The sequence below is a fragment of the Pseudomonas batumici genome (assembly GCF_000820515.1).
GTDB classification, from domain to species: domain Bacteria; phylum Pseudomonadota; class Gammaproteobacteria; order Pseudomonadales; family Pseudomonadaceae; genus Aquipseudomonas; species Aquipseudomonas batumici.
The window spans coordinates 106,311-122,709 of sequence record NZ_JXDG01000022.1; the positions used below are offsets into that span (position 1 = coordinate 106,311).

Annotated in this window: 19 protein-coding genes and 2 pseudogenes; 6 read left to right on the plus strand and 15 right to left on the minus strand. The window is 58.4% G+C overall.

Features of this window, described 5'->3' with window-relative positions:
• Positions 1-30 precede the first annotated feature (30 nt).
• Together UCMB321_RS10780 and UCMB321_RS10785 are read right to left on the minus strand one after the other, a co-directional pair.
• On the minus strand, positions 31-852 hold the full coding sequence (locus UCMB321_RS10780; protein WP_040066293.1) for a nitrate- and nitrite sensing domain-containing protein: 822 nt from the start codon (positions 850-852) through the stop codon (positions 31-33).
• A gap of 32 nt (positions 853-884) precedes the next feature.
• Positions 885-2,015 (minus strand): methyl-accepting chemotaxis protein, encoded by a 1,131-nt coding sequence (locus tag UCMB321_RS10785; protein ID WP_040066294.1) that lies wholly within the window; start codon positions 2,013-2,015, stop codon positions 885-887.
• 278 nt (positions 2,016-2,293) lie between these two features.
• Here UCMB321_RS10785 and vapB point away from each other — a divergent pair, with 278 nt between their 5' ends.
• The 3 genes from vapB (at position 2,294) to UCMB321_RS10800 (ending at position 4,399) form a co-directional block, all read left to right on the plus strand.
• Positions 2,294-2,524 (plus strand): type II toxin-antitoxin system VapB family antitoxin, encoded by a 231-nt coding sequence (gene vapB, locus UCMB321_RS10790; protein WP_040066295.1) that lies wholly within the window; start codon positions 2,294-2,296, stop codon positions 2,522-2,524.
• Entirely contained in the window at positions 2,524-2,922 is a 399-nt protein-coding gene (gene vapC / locus UCMB321_RS10795; protein ID WP_040066296.1) for a type II toxin-antitoxin system tRNA(fMet)-specific endonuclease VapC, read from the plus strand. The genes vapB and vapC overlap by 1 nt, the downstream gene beginning before the upstream one ends.
• 292 nt (positions 2,923-3,214) lie before the next feature.
• Entirely contained in the window at positions 3,215-4,399 is a 1,185-nt protein-coding gene (locus UCMB321_RS10800; protein WP_040066297.1) for a sugar transporter, read from the plus strand.
• Between the two features lie 48 nt (positions 4,400-4,447).
• Here the strand turns inward: UCMB321_RS10800 and UCMB321_RS10805 are convergent, their stop codons facing one another.
• Positions 4,448-4,657: a hypothetical protein gene (locus tag UCMB321_RS10805; RefSeq protein ID WP_040066298.1), complete on the minus strand. Its 210-nt coding sequence runs from the start codon at positions 4,655-4,657 to the stop codon at positions 4,448-4,450.
• Positions 4,658-4,821: 164 nt separating this feature from the next.
• On the opposite strand from UCMB321_RS10805, the gene wrbA reads away from it, so the two are divergent.
• Both wrbA and UCMB321_RS10815 read left to right on the plus strand, forming a co-directional pair.
• Positions 4,822-5,424: an NAD(P)H:quinone oxidoreductase gene (wrbA, locus tag UCMB321_RS10810; RefSeq protein ID WP_040066299.1), complete on the plus strand. Its 603-nt coding sequence runs from the start codon at positions 4,822-4,824 to the stop codon at positions 5,422-5,424.
• Positions 5,425-5,591: 167 nt separating this feature from the next.
• The gene (locus tag UCMB321_RS10815; protein ID WP_040066367.1) at positions 5,592-6,539 is read left to right on the plus strand and encodes a GlxA family transcriptional regulator; all 948 of its coding nucleotides are present in this window, start codon (positions 5,592-5,594) and stop codon (positions 6,537-6,539) included.
• A gap of 77 nt (positions 6,540-6,616) precedes the next feature.
• On the opposite strand, the gene UCMB321_RS10820 is transcribed toward UCMB321_RS10815, so the two are convergent.
• From UCMB321_RS10820 to UCMB321_RS10845, 7 genes and pseudogenes are all read right to left on the minus strand, one after another.
• Positions 6,617-7,099 carry a YybH family protein gene (locus UCMB321_RS10820; protein WP_040066300.1) on the minus strand — a complete coding sequence of 161 codons (483 nt, stop codon included), beginning with the start codon at positions 7,097-7,099 and terminating at the stop codon, positions 6,617-6,619.
• Between the two features lie 129 nt (positions 7,100-7,228).
• Positions 7,229-8,080: a DJ-1/PfpI family protein gene (locus tag UCMB321_RS31205; RefSeq protein WP_040066301.1), complete on the minus strand. Its 852-nt coding sequence runs from the start codon at positions 8,078-8,080 to the stop codon at positions 7,229-7,231.
• Positions 8,081-8,092: 12 nt separating this feature from the next.
• On the minus strand, positions 8,093-8,839 hold the full coding sequence (locus tag UCMB321_RS31210) for an SDR family oxidoreductase (RefSeq protein WP_040066302.1): 747 nt from the start codon (positions 8,837-8,839) through the stop codon (positions 8,093-8,095).
• 221 nt (positions 8,840-9,060) lie between these two features.
• Positions 9,061-9,516: a type VI secretion system amidase immunity protein Tai4 gene (locus tag UCMB321_RS10835; protein ID WP_040066303.1), complete on the minus strand. Its 456-nt coding sequence runs from the start codon at positions 9,514-9,516 to the stop codon at positions 9,061-9,063.
• Complete coding sequence (locus UCMB321_RS10840; protein WP_040066305.1) at positions 9,516-10,016, minus strand: type VI secretion system amidase effector protein Tae4; 501 nt, start codon at positions 10,014-10,016, stop codon at positions 9,516-9,518. Before UCMB321_RS10840 ends, UCMB321_RS10835 begins: the two co-directional genes overlap by 1 nt.
• A 125-nt stretch (positions 10,017-10,141) precedes the next feature.
• A pseudogene (locus UCMB321_RS30005) lies at positions 10,142-10,288 on the minus strand (class I SAM-dependent methyltransferase); the annotation flags it as partial.
• Between the two features lie 10 nt (positions 10,289-10,298).
• Positions 10,299-11,549 carry an MFS transporter gene (locus UCMB321_RS10845; protein ID WP_040066306.1) on the minus strand — a complete coding sequence of 417 codons (1,251 nt, stop codon included), beginning with the start codon at positions 11,547-11,549 and terminating at the stop codon, positions 10,299-10,301.
• 587 nt (positions 11,550-12,136) lie between these two features.
• Between UCMB321_RS10845 and UCMB321_RS31385 the strand changes: the two genes are divergently transcribed.
• A complete protein-coding gene (locus UCMB321_RS31385) occupies positions 12,137-12,514 on the plus strand; it encodes a c-type cytochrome (protein WP_425338555.1) in 378 nt (125 codons plus the stop codon).
• A 96-nt stretch (positions 12,515-12,610) separates the two neighbouring features.
• On the opposite strand, the gene UCMB321_RS10850 is transcribed toward UCMB321_RS31385, so the two are convergent.
• From UCMB321_RS10850 to UCMB321_RS10870, 5 genes and pseudogenes are all read right to left on the minus strand, one after another.
• Positions 12,611-14,074, minus strand: coding sequence for a GDL motif peptide-associated radical SAM/SPASM maturase (locus UCMB321_RS10850; RefSeq protein WP_040066309.1), 1,464 nt, complete (start codon positions 14,072-14,074; stop codon positions 12,611-12,613).
• A 139-nt stretch (positions 14,075-14,213) separates the two neighbouring features.
• Complete coding sequence (locus tag UCMB321_RS10855) at positions 14,214-14,795, minus strand: DUF1842 domain-containing protein (protein ID WP_040066311.1); 582 nt, start codon at positions 14,793-14,795, stop codon at positions 14,214-14,216.
• 51 nt (positions 14,796-14,846) lie between these two features.
• Positions 14,847-15,482: a DUF1842 domain-containing protein gene (locus UCMB321_RS10860; protein ID WP_040066313.1), complete on the minus strand. Its 636-nt coding sequence runs from the start codon at positions 15,480-15,482 to the stop codon at positions 14,847-14,849.
• Between the two features lie 33 nt (positions 15,483-15,515).
• The gene (locus UCMB321_RS10865; RefSeq protein ID WP_040066316.1) at positions 15,516-15,704 is read right to left on the minus strand and encodes a DUF1843 domain-containing protein; all 189 of its coding nucleotides are present in this window, start codon (positions 15,702-15,704) and stop codon (positions 15,516-15,518) included.
• A 531-nt stretch (positions 15,705-16,235) separates the two neighbouring features.
• A pseudogene (locus tag UCMB321_RS10870) lies at positions 16,236-16,399 on the minus strand (putrescine ABC transporter permease PotI); the annotation flags it as partial.

The following is a 16,399-nucleotide window of genomic DNA, read 5'->3' on the forward strand; positions in this document are numbered from 1 at the left end:
GAGGAAACGGCATTTGGCATCTGCAGTTCCTTAGCGGGGCTGCAGCTGAGCCAGCGCCACATCCACTAGGGCCAGCAGTTCATCAATGGCTTGGGTGGCGCGTTGGAAGTAGGCCTTGGCGGCAATCACGGGTTGTTCCTGGTCGAGCAGCTGCTCTTTTGTGCAGCGTAGAAAATCCTCCACCCTCTGTTTGCGATGCTGCAGGCGGAACGCGTCAGTCTGCGGGTGGTCGGTGGCGTGGTGTTGCAGCGTGGCGAACGCGGTGTCGGCCAGCAGCTCGATCTTCTGGTAGAGAAAACGCATCCTCACGCGCTGCTCGGCGCTGCTCTGACCGGCCGCCGCGATGCCGGTGCCCAAGGCGCGCGCCTGGCCGGCCCATTCGGCCGCCTGGACGACCTCGCGCCAGATGCAGGGCAGATAGCCCAGCTCGGCACGGCCCTCGGTCAGATCGATTTCGCTCGCCACATCCTCCATCAGGAAAATGCTGTTGCGAATGATCAGGTGATGCTGCAGCAGATTGTTCGCCCGGTCGCTACTGCGCCCTTCGCGCAGGCGCGACCAATGATCGATCAAGCTGTTCCAGGCGGCCCGGTGCGTGCTGTCGAACGCCTGGGCCGCATGGATATGCTGGTCCAGCCCCTGGCGTGCGGTGGCAAGATCCTGACTCAGGCTGGCATCGCCACAGAGCACGCCATTGCTCAGGCCGCGATGGCGCTGAAACCCGGAAATCAGTGCACGTAACAAGGCCAACTGGCGAATGTTCAACTGGATATGTTGGCGCTTTTGCCGCTGCCGGCGCCGGTGCAAGCCATAGAACAGCAGGATCAGGGTGACCAGGGCTGTGACGAGCAAGAGCAGTAGTCCGTGCAATCCATTCATGTTGATTACCCCGTCAGATGAGCCAGATGGTGGGCGATGGTTCGTGCCTGATCGGCGGCCTGGAGGTTGTCGGCATTGCCTTGGCGGACGCGGTCGGCCAGTTCGGCGATTTCCGCAACGGCTTTACCCTGTTGTTCGGTACTGACCGCCACCTGGTCGACCTGCCCGGTCAATTGCAGGGTGTGCTGTTGCACCTGATTGATCAGCGCGCACACCGCTTCGGAACTGGCGGCGCTGCGATGCGCCAGATGGGTCAAGTCGGACACCTGCACCGTGGCTTCCTTGATGTGCTGTTGCACCGATTCGATGTTGCGACTGATTTCTGCCGCCGACTCCTGGCTGTGGAGGGCCAAACGGCGAACTTCATCGGCCACCACGGCGAAGCCACGACCGCTCTCACCTGCGCGGGCCGCTTCGATGGCGGCATTCAGGGCGAGCAGGTTGGTTTGCGAAGCAATCTCGCGGATGGTGCCGGACATTTCATTGATGGTGCGCGAGTTGGTGTTCAGCTGGAGGATCAGTTCGTTGGTGGTGATGGCTTGCTGCGCCATCTCGGAGACCTGCCGCACCAAGTTGGTGAGCTGGCTGATCCCGTCGGCCAACTGTTCGCTGGCCACGACGCTGGTCTGACGCGACTCATCGGCCAGCGCCGCCACCTGCAAAATGCTCACATTCAGTTGTTCTACCGCCGCTGCGGCGACAGTGGCCGATTCGCTTTGCCCTTCGGCATTGCGGGTCACCTGCGCTGCGCTTTGTTCGAGTTCGTATGAGGAGTGGGATATTTCATCCAGACGCTGCTGTAACAGTTGTTGTTGGCGGTGTTCGCGGCTCAGCCGCTGCTGAAAGCTTCGTCTGATCGGCTGCAGCAGCCACTCGGCAGTGCTGGCTGGCTCCTGGGCGCCAGGCTGTGCGGAGTCTTCACAGTCGCGTTGCAACTGCGCGATCTCCTGCAACAACAGCCACAGGCTGGCAATGGCCAGGTAGGCCAGTATCGCCCACAGCGGCCCTGTTGGCAGTGTCGCGGCGGTCAGGGTAGTGGCACCGCCCGCCAGGCTGATCGCCAACAGTGTGCGGATCATGCCGACGATGCCCAATTCGCGCAGCAGCAAGAATGCAGGGTAGGTGAGCCACTTCATGTGTCTGAATTTCCAATGCGGTAGCCAAAAAAAAAGCCTGAAGCCTCTGCAAAATATCTGCAGCGGATTCAGGCGCCTTTGCCTTGCAGGAGCTAATCCTGCTGATGTGATGTGTTAGGAAGCAAGAGTGATGCCACAGGTGCTCGGCGGTTTTCAAAGGATCTGACCCACTCCCGTCAGACGCCAGTTTTCGCACGCACGCCTGGATATACCGTTGACATATCCCATCATGATTCTACAATGGGATATACGTTAGATATATCCCGTCGAGGTGCAGCATGGAACAAGGCTCCGTATTTCAGAGTAATCGTAGTCAGGCCGTGCGCTTGCCAAAGGCTGTTGCACTACCTGATGACGTTAAGCGCGTTGACATTGTTGCCATTGGCAGAACCCGGATTATCACACCCGCTGGTGAGTCCTGGGATAGCTGGTTTGACGGTGACGGGGTAACGGCTGATTTCATGGTGGATCGTGAGCAACCAACTGAGCAGGAGCGGGAGTCGTTTTGATGCTCAAGTTCATGCTCGATACCAACATCTGTATTTTCACCATCAAGAACAAACCCCAGCATGTGCGCGAAGTATTCAAAGCGCACCATGGTCAGTTGTGCATCAGTACGATTACTTTGATGGAGCTGATTTACGGGGCGGAAAAATCGGCGAATCCAGGGCGCAATCTGGCGGACGTAGAGGGCTTTGCGGCACGCCTCGATGTTTTGAAATACGACCAGGACGCCGCAGCACATACGGGCCAGCTCCGCGCGGAGCTGGCCAAAGCGGGTACTCCCATTGGCCCCTACGATCAGATTATTGCCGGACACGCCCGTTCACAAGGTTTGATTTTGGTCACAAACAACCTGCGTGAGTTTGATCGAGTGCCGGGTCTGCGAGTAGAAAATTGGGTGTAGGAATAACGAGTGTGCACAATCACCGAACGACTGAACTCGGGCGGTGATCGAAAGCTGTCTATCGAATGTCGACGCTTACCGAAAAGGGGACGCATTTATTTCAGAGCAAATAAATACGTCCCCTTCGTGCAAGGCACAGCTCATCTGGCAACTTTCAGCGATGAAGCCCCTCCAAGGAGCGATACTTGCATCCTGTCAGCCATCTCTTTCACCTCGGCTGGCTTTTCTTTTGACTGCCCGGCCCATGCACCACCGGCCGGTTGATCTTCGATAGCGTATGACGGATTTTTAAATGAGTACCCCCGCGACTGAAAACACCGACAACTGGCAACCGGTCATTGCACTGGCGTTGGCGGCCTTTGTCTTCAACACCACCGAATTCGTGCCAGTCGGCCTGTTGAGTGCCATCGGCGACAGCTTCGACCTGTCGAGCGCACAGGTCGGGCTGATGCTGACGATCTATGCCTGGGTGGTGTCCCTGACATCGCTGCCGGTGATGCTGCTCACCCGGAACGTCGAGCGGCGCAAGCTGTTGATGGTGCTGTTCGGCCTGTTCATTGTCAGCCATGCGCTGTCCAGTCTGGCCGCGAGCTTTGGTGTCCTGCTGGTGAGCCGGGTGGGGGTCGCCTTGTCCCATGCGCTGTTCTGGTCCATCACCGCGTCCCTTGCGGTGCGGGTGGCGCCTGCGGGCAAGCAGGTGCAGGCGTTGGGCCTGCTGGCGACGGGGACGTCCATGGCGTTGGTGCTGGGGATTCCGCTGGGCCGAATGCTTGGCGAAGCCATGGGTTGGCGCATCACCTTTCTCGTGATCGCGTTGATGGCGGGCGCCCTGGTGCTCTGGCTGGGCAGAAGCCTGCCGCTGCTGCCGAGCCAGAATTCGGGCTCCCTGAAAAGCCTGCCCGTGCTGTTCAAGCGCCCCGCACTGGTGGCGGTCTACGGCCTGACGGCTGCGGTGATCACGGCGCAGTTCACGGCCTATAGCTATCTCGAGCCGTTCATCAAAACCGTGGCCGGCATGAGCGGCGAGGTGGTGACCTTTATCCTGCTGCTGTTCGGCGGTGCTGGGATTTTCGGGTCGCTGCTGTTCAGTCGATTCAATCGGCAATACCCGCAGCGCTTTCTGCTGGTGGCCACCTTGTTGCTGGTGGTGTGCCTGGCGTTGCTGTTGCCTTTGAGCAGCGAGGTGTCGACGCTGGGGGCGCTCAGCGTGTTCTGGGGCATGGCGATCATGTGCTTCGGGCTGTCGCTGCAGTCGAAGGTGCTGGTGCTGGCGCCGGACGCAACCGATGTGGCGATGGCGCTGTTCTCGGGGATCTACAACATCGGTATCGGTGGTGGGGCGCTGGTGGGCAGTTGGGTGGGGCGGCAACTCGGGTTTGCCTATGTCGGTGTGGTGGGGGGCGTGTTGGCGGGCCTGGCGCTGGCGTTCTACGGCCTCTCGGTCTATCGCGCTGGTCGGGCCGGGGGAGGGCGCTGAGTCCTGTTGTCGGTGTGCAAGTAAAGGGCCGATCTGGTCTCTGGCTTCTTAATGGAGCGTCACAACCCTGCGACTCTCGCCGATCCGGATCCTGTCCAGCGCCCGGTTTAACGCGTCCAGGGCATCGAGGAGTGCTTTTGCCTCGTTCTCCCTGCCATCCCCCCAAAGGCGTTCAGCCATTTTGTTCAGGGCCTGGATTGATTTTTCGATATCTGCAGCCGTTGCTGTCGCGGTACCCGCCGGTTTTGTCTTTGGCATTTTCAGAACTTCAACTGTTAGGGGGTAGATTCATTGATCATGATCGCCGCTCGGCGAGTTTTCCTACAGGCCCTGATAACGGGTGCTAGTGTTAATTTTCGTGCATGCGGTTCGATTCAAGACTCCTCAAATCACACCGAGTGACTCCCAACCCAGGAGGCATCATGGCTAAGGTACTGGTTCTCTATTACTCAATGTACGGTCACATCGAAACGATGGCTGAGGCAGTCGCCGATGGCGCACGATCAGTGCCTGGCACTGACGTGACGATCAAGCGGGTCGCTGAAACGATCCCCGCCGAGCAGGCTGCCGCTTACGGTGCAAAGCTCGACCAGAAGGCGCCGGTGGCGACGCCTGACGAGCTGGGCAACTACGACGCCATCATCTTCGGCACACCGACGCGCTTTGGCAATATGGCCGGACAGATGCGCACGTTCCTCGACCAGACCGGTGGCCTGTGGATGAAAGGCGCTCTCGTTGGGAAGATCGGCAGCGTTTTCGCGTCGACCGGCACCCAGCACGGCGGCCAGGAAACGACCATTACCTCGTTCCATACCACGCTACTGCACCAGGGCATGGTGATCGTGGGGGTACCTTACACCTGTCCGGGATTGAGCAATATGGGCGAGATCACCGGCGGTACACCCTACGGAGCCACAACCCTGGCAGCAGCCGATGGAAGTCGGCAACCATCACAGAATGAATTGGATATTGCGCGTTTCCAAGGTAAGCACGTCGCTGAGATCGCCATAAAGATCGCTGGTTAATCCGAAAGCCTCGAGTCGACTCTCTCGCCGCCACTCTCCTCATGTCAGGCTCTACGCTGAGCCTGACATGAGTATCCTTGACCCCTGACAGAAAGATCTTTCGTGGCGCTATTCAAGGGTTTTCCTTAAAATACGCCACTTCAGGGTTCTCAGTCGACTTCTCCATCATGCATCGAATCGGATTCTTCGTTTGCCGTGGCTACGATGCTCTAGATCTTGGTGGGCCACTTTCGGCTTTTCATCAGGTGGCCATAGCCGCCGGCCACACCCCATATGATCTTCATGTCATCTCGCAGTCCGGGGGGCCAGTTGTTGGTAATGCGGGCCTTCCGATCGAGACAAGGCCGATCGGGAAGCGCACGTTTGACACCGTCGTATTCGTGGGCGGTGATATCGATCCGATGCAGACATCGGAGAACATCGCCGCGGCCAAGAAGTTGGCCTCCAAAGCCCCGCGGGTGGCAAGCGTGTGTACGGGGGCGTTCCTGCTTGCGGAAACCGGCTTGTTGGACGGCCGGAGGGCAACGACGCACTGGCGGTACGCGGCTCAATTGCAGTCGCGCTTCCCTCGCACCAGGGTCGAGGGCGATAGTATCTATATCGCAGACGGCCGCATCTGGACGTCGGCTGGCATCGCCTCCGGAATAGACTTGGCGCTCGGTATGATTGAACGAGATATGGGCGCGGAAGTTGCGCGCGCTGTCTCCAGGCATTTGGTCGTTCCGTATCGCCGACCTGGAGGTCAGTCCCAATTCTCTGCCATGTCGCAAATGGAGCCGGAGTCGGACCGTATCCGCATCGCTCTGAATTTTGCCAGGGAACATCTGGCTGAAGCGCTACCTGTCGAGCGACTCGCCGATGCCGCAAGATTGAGTCTGCGACAGTTCGGACGCGCATTTCGCCGGGAAACGGGTGAAACGCCTGCCAAGGCGGTCGAGCGCTTGCGCGTTGAAGCGGCGCGCCTGCGCCTGCAGGATGGTAGCGAACCGATCGAACAGATTGCCCTGGCCGTGGGCTTCACCGATCCGGAACGGATGCGCAGGGCCTTCGTCAAACTGCATGGACATCCGCCGCAATCGATCCGCCGCGAGAGCAGATTGAACACTGAGCGCTGATCGATCGACGCGACGATCAGCGCGCGTCCCGGGCCACAGCTGTCAGACCCACCGACCAGGATACTTTCGCCGGACGCTCAACGATCGTCGGATTTCAGGGGGGCGTAATCATTCCAGATGTCGCGGTGCAGCCTCCAGGCGCCGCCCTGCTTCAGGAAGATGAGGATCTGTTTAGCGCGCAGCTTGAGCTTTCCACTGTGATCACGGATCTCGGCATCCGAGACTTCCGTCACGATCTGATCGTTGCCATGGAACTCGTAATTGCTGAACGAAACGGTGTCAGGCCGGGATCCGGCATAGCCCTTGGTGAAGTATTCGGCGATCGCGCTGGCCCCGGTGACTCTGTCGCCCCCGGGCGGCAGGAGTGCGCCATCTTCCGTATAGAGGCGGCCTATCGCCTCATAATCACCTCGCCCGAAGGCTTGCGCCCATCGTGCGTTCTCGGCTTTGATGGCCGCTTCGGGCGGACGCTGAGAGCCACTTGCGGTTGCAGGTGCCGCAAGAGCGAAAAGGGGGAGGCAGGCTGCAAGAGCAGCAGCACAAAGACGAATCTGTGGCATCTGATGATTTCCGATTTTGGATTGAATGGGAGAGGCCTGCGCCAGGTTGGGCAGGTGGAGCAGGCAACGTCGGTTGCGGCCTTCATCGAGGCCAGCGGTGTGGCCTCTCGGACATTGCCTGCCAGCGTTTCATCGAATGCCTGGAATTCGTGCGAGCCCCTTGGATGCGCCAGGCAGTTTCTTGTCGACCAGCGCAATGAGTTCTGGCCGAGCCTCTCTGGGGTGACCGGAATGGAACGGCGGGGCGGGGTCATATTCGATCAGGAGTTGCGTGAATTCGGCGGCCTGTTGACCGCGCAGCTTCGCGGCAACGCGAAGTGCGAAGTCGATGCCCGCCGTCACGCCACCGCCGCTCATGAACCGGCCGTTGTCGTCCTCTACGAAGCGATCCGGAACGGGGATGGCGCCATATTCAGACAGTTTGTTGACGAAAGCCCAGTGGCAGGCGCTTCGCTTACCGTTGAGAACGCCCGTTGCGGCGAGCACGAGCGACCCGTTGCACACCGACGTGACATGGTTGGCGCTCTCAGCCAGACGCCGGATCTGCGCTTGATACTCCGGCCGCATCGGCGCACTCAAATCAGACCCGCCGGGGACCAGGATCATGTCGGCCTTCTCGATATCGGCCAGTCGTTCAGTCTTGCCATACACGACGCCAAATTCGAGGGTCACGTAACCACCCTCGAGGCTCGCATAGCGAACGTTCGTATTCGGTAGCCGGTGAAAAATCTCGCTGGGGCCGGCAAAGTCGAGCAGGGTTCCGCCAGGGTAAACCGCGATGACGATGTCGAGCGGATCGGTCGAGGAAAGCATCTGCGCGCCAGCCGCCTGCGCGAGAGCGGACGTGGCGTCGCCCAGTAGGGCGCCTCCCAGGATGGCGCCGAGTGTCGCGACGCCTCCGAGCTTTAGAGCATCGCGGCGGGAGTAGCCCCCGTTGATCTTTTGTTCGCCCGAGAAGTTATTTTCGCTGTCGTTGGTCAAGATAATTTCTCCTTAAAGTTGCGAGGCACCGCCATCGACGACCAGTTCGGTGCCGACTACGTAGGAGGATTCGTCGCTGGCGAGATAGAGCGCCGCGTAAGCAATGTCCTCGGCCTTGCCCATGTGGCCTACCGGAACTGCTTTGGCGAACTCGGCCTTGCGGTCGCGAACCCACTCATCTGACATCCCCCATTTGCTGATCAGGGGCGTGTCCATTGCGCCGGGCGCGATCGCGTTGAAGCGGATTTTTCGGTCGAGAAACTCGTAGGACCAACTGCGGGCAAGTGATCGTACGGCGGCCTTCGCCGCCGCCGTCAACGAGATGCCATGCTTGCCGGTCTGCGCGACGAACGATGTATTGAGAATGACGGAGGAGCCCTCTCGCAAGTCAGGCAGCACCGCCTGAAGCGTGAACACCACGCCCTTGACGTTGATGTCCATGATCTCGTTATAGAGATCTTCGTCGATGTCGTTGACTGCGGATGGGAACGCCCGACCGGCGTTGGCAAACACGACATCCAAACCGCCGAACTTCTCTTTCACCTCAGCGGCAATCGCCTTCATGTCCTCGATCGAACGCACGTCGCCCTTGAGAACAAGCGCGTTCTCGCCGAGCTCGGCCTTCACACGCTCAAAGGCGGCAACATCGCGACCCGTAACCGCGACCCGGGCGCCTTCTGCAATGAACAGCTTGGCGGTCGCGAGACCGATGCCACTGGTGCCGCCCGTGATCAACGCTGACTTGTTCTTGAGTCTCATCTTCCGTTCCTTTCTCTGCTTGGTGATTGATCAAGTCGAAAGTTCAAGGCGCGATTACTGTTGTGCGCGTGTTTCGGCTTGATTCCCTGGGCAAATTATGGAACCTGAAGTAGATGTCTCAAAGGTCGTATAACCCTCAAAAAACGTCACTTAATCGTGGAGTAACCGTCTGGCGAAGTCGAACGGCCGAACGGTTACTCATCGTCAATCACGGTGCAGGGTCAATCCTTTTGGGGGCGTGGCGGGTTGTCCTGACGATAGGTATGTTGGGGATTGATGACCAATTGCCTGACTTGGCTGTCCAACTCTTTGCTGTGATACAGGTCCAGACATTTGAGCAGCTCAAAGCGAACGCCCGGACGCTCTGATTCGACCAGTGGATTGTGATAGTCACGAGCCAGAAACTGGTCAACCAGAGGTCTACCGGCCTGAGGTGCTTGCTCCAGATCGAAATAGGTCCAGTCCATAAGCGCACTGGCACTGCTTCCGGCATCCTGGGCGGCTTTAGGTTCGCTCTTGTAGGCGGTAGCGATGCAGTCTGCCAGCACCATATCCTTGTAATTTTGCGCGTAGGTGCGCCCGCCTGCCTGTGGGGAGTGGGTCGGATCATCCTTGGACCAGCAGTTGGAAGGTGCGGCTGCCCAAGCCAGTACCAAGACCGCAGTCAAATATCTCATCAAGACAAACTCCAGAAGTTTGCGCGGTCGGTTTGATAGTTCACACCCGGTTCATTGAAATAGCAGTGGTCATAACACATTCTGCCATCAAACAATGTGGCATGCCCCTGAGCGTCCGACCAGCCAGAAACTTCAAACAAAATAAGCCCCTTCCTGCCCGCCAGGGTGCCGCCACCTGCTGCCGGGTATCTAACTGTCTCGGCACTTCCCCATTGCTGTTCCAGATAGGCAATCAGGTTTTTGACGCGATAGAAGTACCAGCGTTTGTCAGCGCCAGACACGGTTTGGCCAACTATTCTCGGTATGAGTGAGCCTGAGTAATTGAGGATATAGCTCATGCGCACTGCGCACGTGTTGACCCACCTTAGGGCTGGATCGCGGCTGTTAATGTTCATTGCAACATTGCCGCCGATGACTGTCGCTACTTTTTCAGATGGATTGAGGGGGTCGTAAATCCGTTGAGAGGCCGCCCATGCGCTGGAAAATGAGGGTCGAATCATGTTTCATCCTTGATTTTTAGGAGCAGAACAACGCCGCAGTTTAATCCTTCATGCTTGAGGTGACGATGGTGGCACACGCGGCCCAACAGGGCCTCATACTTCGGCCCTTGGCGTTGTGACCACCTCAACAACAACGACTGCGGCACAGGACTGTGCGGGTGCTGCGGCACCAGCAGAGCGACCAGCCGAAAACCGGCCATGTCCACTGCATTGAGCCAACTGGACAAGGTGCGCCAGTACCAGGGCATGAGTTGCCACTGTCCCTTGAACCCGCCCCTTCGCTCAGGAACCAGCCGAGGGGGCCGGGACAGCAACCTGAGGCAACTGGCGGCCGGCAATCAGGATGAACACCACTGACAGCAGCGCACAGAGCGCACCCAGCATGATCGAAACCGCGTAATTCTGATAAAGGTCAAACAGCAGCCCTGCGACGCTCCCTCCGATCAGGGCGGCCACCCCGACCGAAATGTACAGGGCGCCCAGGATTGCCCCCAGATTTGCCGTGCCGAACCAGTTGGCAGCCACCGATGGGTAGAGGGATATACAGCCACCATTGGCCACGCCGAAACAAATGGCGAACAGCGCCAGCGTGATGAATGTGTGGGCGCCAAGCCACAGGAGATTGAGCAGCACCAGCGCGAAGGTCAAAACGATCAGCAGGCGACGAGCCCCCATCCGGTCACCGATGCTTCCCAGGAACAACCGGCCGGCTACGTTGCCGACACCGATAAGCCCGATCAACAAATTGGCCTGAGTGGCGGAAATACCAAACTGGCGAGCGTAGGGGTTGATGTGCACAAGCGCGAGAAACAGCCCGACCGAACCCAAAAAAATCGCCCCGAAGTACCACCAGAATCGCCCCGTACTCGCGGCTTCGGCCAGGCGCATGCCGCTGAGTGCCGCATGATGGCTGGCGCTCGAAGAGGAGGGGGCGAGACCATCCGGCAAAAGGCCTAGCTCCTGCGGATTGCTCCTGACCAGCGACGCCACCAGCAGGCCAACGACAAGAATGGCCACGGCGAAGATCTGCATTGTCGCCTCCCAGGAAACATGCTGCATCAGCAGCCCGGCAGCTGACGGTCCGACAAAAGTCCCGACACCGGTTCCCGCCAGTGCAATGCCCGAAGCCTTGCTGCGGTTCTTGACGAACCAGCGCTGGACCGCTGTCACCGTCGGCACATACACCAGACCGACCCCCAACCCGGCCAGGGAACAGAAGCACACCAGGAACAACTGCAATGAGCCGGAGGCAAGGCTGCTGAGGAAAAAGCCCAGCGCCAGCAAGATTATGCCGACGCAGACCACAACCCGGGTCGAGATGCGATCCGCCAGAGAGCCGGAGAAGACCCCGACCACGTAATATATGAAGGCAGTCAGTGAAAACACCGATGCCACGGAAAAACGCCCCACATCAAAGCTGGACTGGATGTGCGAAAAAAACGCCCCGAACGAGTAGGCGCCGCCAAAGATAAGTGCCAGCAGCAGATGTGCCGCGAACACCACGTACCATCCTGGAAATATTTTGGTTTTCATAGCCGTTTGCACTCGGATCCTGCTGCGGTTGAACCACGAAAGTGGCTATTGCCACCCCGGGACACTGGTCGTATAGGATTGTACATACAAGCAGGTTTGAGGCCAACCTTCCTCCAGCGGTCTTCGTCCAGGCGTACACGAAGCGGCTGAAAGTCGTCTAATACATTGGATTCAATTAAAAAAGGAACAAAAATAGACCCGGCCGACCTTTTGGCCAATGAGTCCGGAGGTTTTTACGGCGATACATTTGGTGACAGGTTGCCGGGAGTGAGTGTGTGGCCTTGTTGGCGTGGCCCAAACGCTTATCGAGTCAAAAAACGGACTGGGTGTAGCGAAAATGCTGTCCCCGATAGAGGAATTGTTTATTCGGCGTGGAACATTTTGCGTGGGCGTGGATTGGCAGAAGTGGCTGGAGAAGTAACTTTAAACCGAGATTTTTCATTAGCCCCTCTGGGCGATCCTTGCAAGCAAGGGCGTCCCGAAGGAGAATGACGGATCTCTAATGCCCGTCATTAAGATTTACTCAGTGAAATCAACGAGTTGACATCAGACCTGATTTATACAACAAGGCCACATGGAAAGTGAAAATAAAAATATTACTCACCGCTTCGCTAGGAATTTTATCGCTCACTCAAACATCACTGTCCTTCGCGGATAATGTCAATGGGAGAAATCTCTATTTACAGAGATGTGTCATGTGTCACGAAATAGATCTCAAAGGAACAGGGCCATTGGCTCATAAAAGCAATCCTCCTACACCTGATCTTACAACGTCCGCTTTCAAAAAAAGACTAAATGATTATCCGGGCGTTATTGTCTCATCGATAATACTTCGTCCAAATGGAAACTTGATTCCAAGAACGTTGCAAGAGAATGGTGTAAAGCTATCACCGCACGCTTGGAGTATTAAGGATCTGCGCGATCTACATCAATACATGAGTGGTGTGATTTCAAAAAATCAATGATGTTGAGAATCGATCAAGAAATTACGTAGAGAGCCGGAGTCGCCGCGGCCCGATTGCCGCAGCGCAGCCCCCCCGGAAAAATGGCCTGCGCAATCGCTACATCAAGTTAGTAGGCGCAATCCCCAGGATCTCCGTCAGGGTATTCATGATGGCTTGTTGCCTGGCGCGGTCGGCCTGGTGTCCCGCTTCTGCAGCCGCAACATCGGCTTTGCAGTGTGGGCAGGTCAACTCGTGAGGATAGATGTACTGCAGGCAGCCACGGCACAGGGTCAGTTGCACGGGAATACGCCCTTCATCCGGCGATTTCTGCCCTTGATTGGCCCACGCCAGTTTGATCACCTGGCCGCTATCACTGACGCTGCCGACTTTTTCGCCGGTGTCGATGCGTTCGGTAATCAGGTCGAAGCGCCCGACCGCGAAGGAGGCCTGAGGGGCGTCTTCGATTTTCACGATGCGCTCGCGCAGCCCTTGTTTTTCCAGGTCCAGCGCACGGTAATGGCAGTAAGGATTGTTGCCGGGTTTGCCAAGCAGGGAGTGCGATGTCCAGGTGCAGCCACCCCGGCAAACATCGTTGTAGTAACAGCTTCGGCAATAGCCCCACAGATCCTCGACGCCGCGCAGGCGGCCGAAGTGCATGCCTTCACTGTAATGCCAGATGTCGTGCAAATTCATGTTGCGCACGTTCCCGCCCGAAAAGCCGACGGTGGCCAAGGAGGGGCAGCCTTTCACCGTGCCATCGGCCTCGAGTGCCAGGACCGTTTGGCCGGCGGCGCAGCCACTCCAGTGCACGCGCTCGTCACCAAAGCCGCGCCAGATATGTTCGTAAGGGCCGTAGTAGCCAATGTTGTTGCCCACGTTCATCAGCAGGCCGCGATCGACCCCCTCCCGGTAAAGCCGCGCCAGCAACGGCATCACCTCAAGCAGTTGGCTGGGCTGTAGCAGCAGCTCCGGGTGATCGACGGCATTGCCCATGGCGACCGTGAGCTGGATCTGCCAGTGAGTGGCGCCCAGGTCGATAATGGTGTCCATGAGCGCCGGCAAATCCGGCAATGTGGCCGCGCCGATTTGCGTGTTGACGCTCACGGCGAGCCCGGCTTGTTTGGCGCGGCGCAAGGTATCCACGGCCTTGTCGAACGAGCCCGGCACATTGCGTACCGCGTCATGCAGCGGGGCAAGACCGTCGAGTGAAACGCCGACACCATTGAGGCCGGCCTCGACCGCAGCCTGCATCTTGGCAGGTGTCAGGTTGCGTCCACCGGTTTGTATGGCGCAGTACATGCCGTGATCGTGGATCGCTCGGATCAGTTGCGTCCAATCCTTGCGCAAATAGGCTTCACCCCCGATCAGGGTGATCTCCCGGGTGCCGAGGGCCGCCAGCGAATCGATCACTTCCAGGCATTCCTGTGTGTTCAATTCATCGGGACGTCGATGGCCCGCGCGTGAGCCGCAGTGCAGGCATTTAAGGTCGCAGGCCAGGGTGATTTCCCAGACCACATGCACCGGCACGTAGCGTTTGAGGTCGGTTTCGCTGAGGTAGCGGGCAGGGCGGCTGTCTGACATGGAACCTCCTTGTACACGGGCGCGATACGAGTCCATCGAAGTGTTCGCGCCTTCCATTGCGTCGATGGCGCGACTGGATTGACCTCGGGTTGGAAAGACCCGGGCGAGACCTGAATCGGCCTCGCCCGGGCAAAGCGGATCAGCGCGCTTCCAGGCGTGCGATTTCCGCGTTCAATTGCTCCAGGGCACTTTGCAGTACACCGTGTTGAGCCAGTTGCTGCTCTCCCTGGCGTACAACGGATTTCAGCTGCGCCAGATCGCCACTGGCTTGTGCCTGTTGCAACGCTACGGCGTAGAGCGGCATGGGGTGATGCGTCCCCGGTTCAGGCTGCGAGACGGGGGCCTGGCTGACAGCGGCGTGTCTGACGTAATGCTCTTGGCCATTTTCGACGTAGCTGTAGTCGACAAATCCGCTGGCCCAATCAGCGCCGAGGATACCCTTGAGATGAAAGGTCTCCGCGATCTGGCTGAGCGGGCCGCTCGGGCTACCCGACAAGGTGAGCACAATATGGTTCTCGACCGAGGCGGTCAGTTTTGCCTCGGAGTAATTGCCCCAAACCCGGGCGCGGAAATTGACCGGTGGGTAGGTGCTCGCAAAAACACTGGCAATCCCGCTGACGGTCTTGTGAACCGTATCAACCAGCAGATCGAGGGTGAGTACGGGTGAACCCAGCAGTGAGTTGTGGGCGCTGAGGCGGGTATGAAAAAGTCCAATCGACATGGTGCAACTCCCTTGATGTATGCGGACAGTTCAGTCTGATCGAGCCGCCAGTCAGCGACGTTCCAGCCTGCTGATTTCGCTCTTCGCGGCTTCCAGTGCGCTCTGCAACTGGGGTTGCCGCTCCAGCTGCTGTTTGGCAAGGCCGGCCAGGTGTTTCATCTGGGCCAGGTCACCGCTGGCAATGGCGCTCTGAATAGGCGCTGCGTACAGGGGCATGATGGGTGGGTAGGGCAGAATGACCGGGCCAGGACCCGTCGGCACATAGGCGACGTTGGATTGCACCGGTTGCTCGAGGTGTGCGGGGGCGTTGTTGACCTGAACCCAGCGCTGCCCATCGAAGTACTGGTAGTTGGCCACGCCTTCTTTCCAGTCACTGCCCACCACCAGGTGCAGCTTGAAGTTCACCGCAGAGTTTGAACTCGGGCCGCCGTGGTTGCCTTGAGCGGTAATCAGGATTTTGCTGACGGCCGGTGACATGACTGTCATGTAGGTGTACTCACCCCAGACATCCGACTGCAGCTCGAGCGGCGGGTTGATCGCCTGGGTGACCACGGCAGTACCGCTGACGCTCTGCTCGGGCGTAAAGACCAGCAGGTTGAGCGTCAGGCTTTGTGCCCCTGGGGCATTAGTGCCAATGCGATAGCTGAGTGGGAACAAGCCGACAAATTGCTGAGTGGAACCAGACATAGTGATTGCCTCCATTGCATTGAGAGAAAGGCCCTAAAGCTTCTCCAAACGGGAAACTTCCTTGGCCAGCTTTTCGTACGCGGTTTGCAGGTCTTTCGGTTGCGGCTTCGCTGAGTCACGTTGCTTGAGCAACGTCTTCATCTGCTGCAGATTGCCTTCCTCGATCGCGTCGTGGATGGCGGTCCCATAAGGGGGTAAGAAGTGTGGCGTTGAACGGCTCATAACGATGGATCCTTCCGTGGTGTTGCCAATACCGCCCTTCCGGGAAGGAGGGCACCCTCATCTTTCTTTTCTTGAGAGAAAACAACGAAACGCAGGGGGTGGCTCGTTGCTCAGGGCGAGCGAATAGAGGATCGCAAGCACAAACCATCCCTGATTTTCCTTGGCATTGCTGTCAATCACGGTGCCCTTTCTGGCACTCGCAGTGCTGGCCTTTCACCAGCAACGTAACCCTAGGTATGATTTTCTAATCTCGCCAGAAAAAGCGCCGAACGGTCATGTCGATACATTTCTGTTGGAAAAACGCTTCGAGCGGGTGACCCATCTGTCAGGTGATTCGGCGTTCGCCGTTGGGCCGAGTAAGCCCTTGAGGACACTACAAACCTTGTGGGTGCCGGCTTGCTGGCGATGAGGCCAGTGAGCCCCGCATCGCCAGCTCGGCCGCCATCGCCGGCAAGCCGGCTCCTACAGGTTGGTATTTCAAGACTGACCCGGTACAGGACCAGGTCGGTGTTCTGACGAAACGCTTGAAGCCTACGCGGCCTCCGCCACCGGCGCCCGACGCACGTCCGGCTGTTTCCAGGAGTCCGCCGCGGCTTCCTCGATGGCCTGCTGGATGGCTTTCTTGCGGCGCTCTTCGGCCTGACGACCGAAGTACCAGACCAGGAAGGTCATCAACGACACCGCCAGCAGAATCA

Excerpts from the sequence above, each read along its gene's own strand:
- UCMB321_RS10785 (WP_040066294.1), bottom strand. The coding sequence starts at position 2,015 with ATGAAGTGGCTCACCTACCCTGCATTCTTGCTGCTGCGCGAATTGGGC.
- vapB (WP_040066295.1), top strand. The coding sequence starts at position 2,294 with ATGGAACAAGGCTCCGTATTTCAGAGTAATCGTAGTCAGGCCGTGCGC.
- vapC (WP_040066296.1), top strand. The coding sequence starts at position 2,524 with ATGCTCAAGTTCATGCTCGATACCAACATCTGTATTTTCACCATCAAG.
- UCMB321_RS10800 (WP_040066297.1), top strand. The coding sequence starts at position 3,215 with ATGAGTACCCCCGCGACTGAAAACACCGACAACTGGCAACCGGTCATT.
- UCMB321_RS10805 (WP_040066298.1), bottom strand. The coding sequence starts at position 4,657 with ATGCCAAAGACAAAACCGGCGGGTACCGCGACAGCAACGGCTGCAGAT.
- wrbA (WP_040066299.1), top strand. The coding sequence starts at position 4,822 with ATGGCTAAGGTACTGGTTCTCTATTACTCAATGTACGGTCACATCGAA.
- UCMB321_RS10815 (WP_040066367.1), top strand. The coding sequence starts at position 5,592 with ATGCATCGAATCGGATTCTTCGTTTGCCGTGGCTACGATGCTCTAGAT.
- UCMB321_RS10820 (WP_040066300.1), bottom strand. The coding sequence starts at position 7,099 with ATGCCACAGATTCGTCTTTGTGCTGCTGCTCTTGCAGCCTGCCTCCCC.
- UCMB321_RS31210 (WP_040066302.1), bottom strand. The coding sequence starts at position 8,839 with ATGAGACTCAAGAACAAGTCAGCGTTGATCACGGGCGGCACCAGTGGC.
- UCMB321_RS10835 (WP_040066303.1), bottom strand. The coding sequence starts at position 9,516 with ATGAGATATTTGACTGCGGTCTTGGTACTGGCTTGGGCAGCCGCACCT.
- UCMB321_RS10840 (WP_040066305.1), bottom strand. The coding sequence starts at position 10,016 with ATGATTCGACCCTCATTTTCCAGCGCATGGGCGGCCTCTCAACGGATT.
- UCMB321_RS10845 (WP_040066306.1), bottom strand. The coding sequence starts at position 11,549 with ATGAAAACCAAAATATTTCCAGGATGGTACGTGGTGTTCGCGGCACAT.
- UCMB321_RS10850 (WP_040066309.1), bottom strand. The coding sequence starts at position 14,074 with ATGTCAGACAGCCGCCCTGCCCGCTACCTCAGCGAAACCGACCTCAAA.
- UCMB321_RS10855 (WP_040066311.1), bottom strand. The coding sequence starts at position 14,795 with ATGTCGATTGGACTTTTTCATACCCGCCTCAGCGCCCACAACTCACTG.
- UCMB321_RS10860 (WP_040066313.1), bottom strand. The coding sequence starts at position 15,482 with ATGTCTGGTTCCACTCAGCAATTTGTCGGCTTGTTCCCACTCAGCTAT.
- UCMB321_RS10865 (WP_040066316.1), bottom strand. The coding sequence starts at position 15,704 with ATGAGCCGTTCAACGCCACACTTCTTACCCCCTTATGGGACCGCCATC.